Source organism: Terrisporobacter petrolearius (assembly GCF_020748185.1).
Lineage (GTDB): Bacteria > Bacillota > Clostridia > Peptostreptococcales > Peptostreptococcaceae > Terrisporobacter > Terrisporobacter petrolearius.
The window spans coordinates 1-5,277 of the sequence record NZ_JAHZMO010000083.1; the positions used below are offsets into that span (position 1 = coordinate 1).

The window sequence follows — 5,277 nt, forward strand, 5'->3', positions numbered from 1 at the left end:
TAGATATGGATGAGAATTTAAAAGAAAGAGTTAAAAAATATCAGTATTAAAAAATCAGGTAGATTAATTTTATCTACCTGACTTATAAAATAAAAACTACTTACACACTTTTATTGACAAACCCAAAGAATAAATAAAAAGCTATAAATTATAGATATATCTTATCTATAATTTATAGCTTTTATTTTGTATATATTATTTTTTAAATAAATAAGTATTTAAATCATCACGGCTTAAGTCTATTCCTAAGTAATAAACTACATTATCTTGTAATAAGTAATACACAAACCTTGAACTATTAAATCCTACGTTTTTGTTATCAATAGTATATAAATTAGTTCTAAATATCTGAGTATTACCAAACTTTCTATATAGTGAAAATGTTCTTTTAAATCTTTTGTCTACTAAAGTGTCAGTGTTTTTGTATGCTCTAATAAAAGTAACTTCATTTACGATTTTATCATTTATATAAAGACATTTTAAATCAAAGCTGTCATTTTTACCATTTGATAAATTTTCCCATAAATTAAGTGAATCATTATTTTTAAATAATTGTATTCCTAAAGTAGGAGGTACAATTATTAAATTAGAAGAAACTTCTACAGATTCTCTATTATCATCCCAGTTTATATTTAATTCGTCTTCTTCTATAAAGGAAACAACTCCCATTTGTTTAGAATTATTTTTTAATGTTACTATATCACCTACTTGAAAATTATTTTTGTATGGTGAGTTTTCATCAAATATTAATTCATCATTTTTAATAGAGAATGTAGATGTTAATTCTTTATTGTCTAGTTCGTCCTTTGTAATATAGTTCATAAGTTTCCTCCTGAAAATTTCTTTTTATAAAAATGTATATTAATACAATTCCCATAGTAACAGATTTATAAATATTTTCAAAGTGAATTTTTTGTGTATATTATATGTAATCCTTGCAAGGACTAGAAATAAGTGTATATATTTTTTTATAATTAATATAATATCGAAAAGTAACATTTATAAAATATTGTCATATTTTAATATAAATAGTATTTCTTTGGGAGGGATTTTTATGTCAAATAACCCAACATTAATTATAGGTACTACTACTGATGAAAATAATAAATATGTAAATAAGGCGGTTATTCAACTTGTGCAAATAGATAACCTTTTTAACCTTAAGTTATATTTATTTTAGCTGAAATTTATTTTGCATGATTTTTATGCAACTTTATTGCCTATCTTTGTTAAATTATAATATAGAACCTATTGTAAATATATATCTATAAATTTTTTAATAACCTATATACTGCAGATCAGCTAGTTGTGGATTAAAAAGGAAATTATAAATATACAATATCCCTTGCAGGTGGAATAGTTAATAATTTTAGTATAGAAAGAATAAGAAAATGGATGCAGCGGGTAAGCTTACCTTATTACATCCATTATTTATAGGTTTTATTAAACCTAAGTTCGTATTTTTATATAAATTTTCTTAGCCACTGTTTAGTATTATCGTCGGCAAAGGCTGAGTCTACACTAATTAAGTACAGATTTTTATAATCTTCTTCAGTTATTTCAAAAACACTGTTTACATTATTAAACTCTTTAGTTAAATTAATATTAGAAACAGTTCTATTATCAGTATTTAGAGTAACTTTTAATCCATCTTTATAAAACTTATAAAAAGGATGCTCTTCAAAAGAATTTACTGCCTTAGTCTGCACATTACTAGTTGGACACATTTCTAAAACTATGTTTTTATTTTTGACTATTTCATATGCTTCCTTTATATCTCTTATACCTATACCATGACCAATTCTTTCAGCTTCTAATATTTCTACTGCTTCTAATACATTTAATCCACTTGCAGCTTCTCCTGCATGTATTGTAACTCTATATCCAAATGACCTTGCTAAATCAATGGCTTCTTTAAACTTTATTGCAAAACATTCATTTTCAGCACCACATAAGTCTATAGCTACAACGCCTTTATTTAAAAATTTCTTTCCTTCTTCTACTACATATATTGCATCATCTAAAGTCATGGTTCTCATACAACCTAATATAAGATTGGCCTTTATAGGGTATTTTTTTTCGGCTTCTTTCATTCCGTCTATTATATTTTCTATTACTTCACTTACACTAAGTCCATTTAAAGTATGAAGTAATGGTGCGAACCTTATTTCCATGTATTTTAAATTCTCACTACTAGCGTCTTCTAACAATTCAAAAGTTATTCTTTTTAAACTTTCTTTACTTTGCATAACTTTATTTGGCAAATCAAATCTTTTTAAATATTCTACAAGGGAATCACAATTAAAAGGTACTTTTACCATGTTCTCTATTTCTGATAATTCATGTGATGGGATTTCTATATTTTCTTCTTTTGCAATATCTATTATTGTTTGTGGTCTAACACTTCCATCTAAGTGACAATGTAATTCTATCTTGGGTAATTTTTTTAGCATATTGTATCATCTCCTTATTATTTATAAATTTTTGTATAAAAAAAATTTCTGATTGCAAAGAATACCTACTAAATTAAAGTAAGCATTCTTCGTAATCAGAAATTATTGGTTTCTGGTAGAGACCCTCAATCCATATTATTGAGGTTATACGAAATATATATTTCTTCTAAGTATATTATTTTTCGAAAATTATGTCAATATGTTTTTTGACACTTATAAAAGAACGACATTTAAATCATTAAAATTTGATTAATTTGTGTTCATATAAAGGAACCTAAGTTATGAGTTTTTTTGTTATATAAAAAAAGTATATTACTTCACTAAGTGATAATTATATAAAAAGATGGTATTCTATATCTAAATCATTTATAAAATAAGGGGAAGATATATGAAGTTTAAATACGATTTACACATACATACAAAAGAAATCAGTCCTTGCGGGCGTCTAAGTATAGAAGAAATAATAGACGAATACATAGAAGAAGGTTACTCAGGGCTAGTTCTTACAGATCACTTAAGAAAAGGCTACTTTAGAAAGTGTAAAAGAGAAGATTGGAAAGAAAAAATCAAGGAATTTTTCTATAGCTATGATAGAGGGATAGAATACTGTAAAGATAAATGTTTTTACGTAGGTCTAGGAATGGAAATTAGTTTTAATAAGGATACAAATGATTTTTTAGTATTTGGATTGGAAAAAGAAGATTATATAGAAAATGAGTGGATGATTGAAATGGGACTAAAGGATTTTTATAATAAATTCAAGAATAAGGCAATTATTATTCAAGCTCACCCTTATAGACAAAAAGGAAGTAAATTAGAAGATATAAACTACCTACATGGAATTGAAATATATAATCAAAATCCAAGACACAATAATAACAATCATTTGACAAATGCTATTTATGAAGCAAATCCAAGCCTTACAGCTACAGGTGGCAGTGATGTACATCAAAAACAGGATTTATGTAGAACAGGAATTTATACAAATAAAAAAATCACATCAGATGGAGAACTTCTTAAAATATTAAGAAATAAAGAATTTGAAATTATTGAATGAATTAAATTGAAACTTTAATAAAACTAATAGTAACTTATCTAGATAATCTTTAAATACAAAATAGATACTTATTATAAAAACTGAGTATTGCCTTAGTGTGATATAATAGATAAGATTACTATGACGAGAAGAAAGAGATGACAAAATGACAAAAATAAACTTTAAAGATTATAAATTAAGCAGGGAAATATTAAAATCACTAGAAATGTTAAATTTCAAAAATCCAACAAAAGTTCAAGAACAAGTTATACCAGTAGCCCTACAAAACAAAGATATACTTGTAAAATCACAAACAGGAAGTGGAAAGACTGCAACTTTTGGAATACCTTTATGTGAGTTGGTTGACTGGGATGAAAATAAGCCTCAGGCATTAGTTCTAGCACCAACCAGAGAACTGGCAATACAAGTGAAAGACGATATATTTAATATAGGTAGATTTAAAAGAATAAAAACCTGCGCACTTTATGGAAAGTCTTCATTTGCTGTACAAGAAAAAGAACTTAAGCAAAAGACTCATATAGTAGTTGGAACTCCAGGAAGAACAATCGATCATATAAAAGAAGGAAGTTTTGTTACAGATAATATTAAATATCTTGTATTAGACGAAGCTGATGAAATGCTTAGTTTAGGATTTATTGAACAAATAGAAGAGATAATAGAAGCTCTACCAGTGGAGCGTGTTACCATGTTATTTTCTGCCACATTGCCAGAAGATATAGATGATTTATCAAAAAGATACTTAAAAAATCCTACAAAAATAGAAATAGTAGCTAAAACTTTAACCGTTGATAGAATAGTTCAAGTAGCTTATAAAGTAGAAGAAAATGCAAAACTAAACTTATTAAAAGATGTTACTGTAATTGAAAATCCAGATAGTTGTGTAATTTTTGCCAACACTCAAAAGAAAGTAGAAATGATTTATAACGAGTTAACAGATTTAAAATATCCATGTGACAAAATACATGGAGGTATGGAACAAGACGATAGAATAAAAGTAATGTCCAATTTCAAAAAAGGATACTTCAGATATTTAATAGCTACAGATGTGGCAGCTAGGGGGATAGATATAGAAAATATTACTCATGTAATAAACTTTGACATACCAGTTCTTAGAGAGAACTATGTTCATAGAATAGGAAGAACAGGTCGTGCTGGTAAAGAGGGCAGAGCAATTACCTTTGTAACTAAAGCAGATGACAGACGTGTATCTGAAATTAATTCATATACAGGAAGAGAACTAGTTGTAAGACAAGAAACACCAAGTAGAAAATCTGTGAAAAAATTAAAAGCTGAATTTGAAAGAAAATTAAATGAAAAGCCTGAAGTTAAAATGAGTAAAGGTGCAAGTATGAGTTGTGAGATAATGAGACTTCACATAAATGCTGGAAAAAAGACAAAGATGAGACCTGTTGATATAGTTGGAACACTTTGTAGTATAGAAGGAATGACTGCATCAGATATAGGCGTTATAAATATACAAGATGTATCTACTTTTGTGGAAATTTTAAATAATAAAGGTGACATGGTACTTAAAACATTACAAACTAAAAACATCAAGGGAAGACCTCGTAAAGTTACTAAGGTGGAGATGTAAGTAGAGTAACTGGATTTTAAATATTTACTAAAAAAGTCTCAGGCGATTTGAGAATGTCTATAGATTTGTGTAATAATTTTGTTTTGTAATTTATATTACTGGAAATTCAAAATTCCAGTAATATTTTTTTATTTCTAAGAAATACTAATACTAGCATTCTTTTCACAATTATT

General features: G+C 26.8%; 5 protein-coding genes and 1 riboswitch. Of the genes, 3 read left to right on the forward strand and 2 right to left on the reverse strand.

Translation table 11 applies throughout. The annotated features are described in order from the left end of the window. Positions 1–195: 195 nt before the first annotated feature. A complete protein-coding gene (locus tag K0040_RS19540; RefSeq protein WP_228110381.1) occupies positions 196–822 on the reverse strand; it encodes a hypothetical protein in 627 nt (208 codons plus the stop codon). Between the two features lie 232 nt (positions 823–1,054). Between K0040_RS19540 and K0040_RS20825 the strand changes: the two genes are divergently transcribed. Then, complete coding sequence (locus tag K0040_RS20825; protein ID WP_265588946.1) at positions 1,055–1,180, forward strand: hypothetical protein; 126 nt, start codon at positions 1,055–1,057, stop codon at positions 1,178–1,180. Positions 1,181–1,463: 283 nt separating this feature from the next. On the opposite strand, the gene add is transcribed toward K0040_RS20825, so the two are convergent. Beyond that, positions 1,464–2,453, reverse strand: a complete 990-nt coding sequence (gene add / locus K0040_RS19545; RefSeq protein WP_228110382.1) for an adenosine deaminase — start codon at positions 2,451–2,453, stop codon at positions 1,464–1,466. Positions 2,454–2,525: 72 nt separating this feature from the next. Next, a riboswitch (purine riboswitch) is annotated at positions 2,526–2,625 on the reverse strand. Positions 2,626–2,841: 216 nt separating this feature from the next. On the opposite strand from add, the gene K0040_RS19550 reads away from it, so the two are divergent. Continuing rightward, complete coding sequence (locus tag K0040_RS19550; RefSeq protein ID WP_228110383.1) at positions 2,842–3,510, forward strand: PHP domain-containing protein; 669 nt, start codon at positions 2,842–2,844, stop codon at positions 3,508–3,510. A 145-nt stretch (positions 3,511–3,655) separates the two neighbouring features. Further along, positions 3,656–5,104: a DEAD/DEAH box helicase gene (locus K0040_RS19555; RefSeq protein WP_228110384.1), complete on the forward strand. Its 1,449-nt coding sequence runs from the start codon at positions 3,656–3,658 to the stop codon at positions 5,102–5,104. Positions 5,105–5,277 lie beyond the last annotated feature (173 nt).